We start from the raw sequence: 1,499 nt of genomic DNA on the forward strand, positions 1-1,499 counted from the left end.
CTTGCGCTCCTTCAGCTCGACCTCGGTGGCGGCACCGGCCTTGATGACGGCCACGCCGCCGGCCAGCTTCGCCAGCCGCTCCTGGAGCTTCTCGCGGTCGTAGTCCGAGTCCGAGTTGTCGATCTCGGCGCGGATCTGGTTGACGCGACCCTGGATCTGGTCGGCGTCGCCCGCACCCTCGACGATGGTGGTCTCGTCCTTGGTGATGACGGCCTTGCGCGCCTTGCCCAGCAGGGAAAGGTCCGCGTTCTCCAGCTTGAGGCCGACGTCCTCGGAGATGACCTGGCCACCGGTCAGGATCGCGATGTCCTGCAGGATCGCCTTGCGGNNGGCGATGATCAGCAGCGGCTTGCCGGACTGGATGACCTTCTCCAGCAGCGGCAGGACGTCCTTGACGGTGGAGATCTTGGAGCCGAAGAGCAGGACGTACGGGTCCTCGAGCTCGGCTTCCTGACGCTCCGGGTCGGTCACGAAGTAACCGGAGATGTAGCCCTTGTCGAAGCGCATACCCTCGGTGAGCTCGAGCTCGAGGCCGAAGGTGTTGCTCTCCTCGACGGTGACGACCCCTTCCTTGCCGACCTTGTCCAGCGCCTCGGCGATGAGCTCGCCGATGGTGCGGTCCGCGGCGGAGATCGACGCGGTGGCGGCGATCTGCTCCTTGGTCTCGATCTGGACGGCGGCCTTGTGCAGCTGCTCGGTGATGGCCTCGACGGCCGCCTCGATGCCGCGCTTCAGGCTGATGGGGTCGGCCCCGGCGGCGACGTTGCGCAGACCCTCGCGGACGAGAGCCTGGGCGAGCACGGTGGCGGTGGTGGTGCCGTCACCCGCGACGTCGTCGGTCTTCTTGGCAACTTCCTTGACGAGCTCGGCCCCGATCTTCTCCCACGGGTCCTCGAGCTCGATCTCCTTGGCGATGGAGACACCGTCGTTGGTGATCGTCGGCGCGCCCCACTTCTTTTCGAGCACGACGTTCCGGCCCCGCGGGCCGAGGGTCACCTTGACGGCTTCGGCGAGGGTGTTCAAGCCGCGCTCAAGACCGCGGCGGGCGTCCTCGTCGAACGCGATCAGTTTGGCCATTGCGGTGTGGTCCTCCGGTATTGGGCGCCGCCGCACGCCTACTACAGCGCGGCGGCAGGACTCTTCCTCGGCCAGGCTCGGTGCCCGCGACGGACGACCCACCCGATCAAGGGTGCGGCCTCACCGTCCCGACCTTCAGGCGAACGGTCGGTGACCGTCACGCCTGGCACTCGACGGCGTCGAGTGCCAACGTCGTGTTTAGCACTCTCCAGGGGAGAGTGCAAGAACCGCAGGTCAGCGCGGTGGTATTCAGTTGCTCGGCTTGATGGGGATCGACGTCGGCGGCGGCTTCAACGACGAGCCGGGAGCCTGCGACTGGGAGCCGCCGGGGCCGACCGGGATGTTCGGCGCGGTGGTCTGCGGGCCGTTGCCGCTGCTCGAGTCACCGAAGATGAAGATGGCGGCGACGATCGCGCCCGCGA

General features: G+C 67.5%; 1 protein-coding gene. It reads right to left on the reverse strand.

Annotated elements, in window-relative coordinates:
• A partial coding sequence (groEL, locus tag AVR91_RS40495; RefSeq protein ID WP_228709473.1) for a chaperonin GroEL occupies window positions 1–1,077 on the reverse strand: 1,077 nt, incomplete at its 3' end.
• Window positions 1,078–1,499: the final 422 nt, after the last annotated feature.

This window comes from Amycolatopsis keratiniphila subsp. keratiniphila (genome assembly GCF_001620365.2).
GTDB lineage: Bacteria > Actinomycetota > Actinomycetes > Mycobacteriales > Pseudonocardiaceae > Amycolatopsis > Amycolatopsis keratiniphila.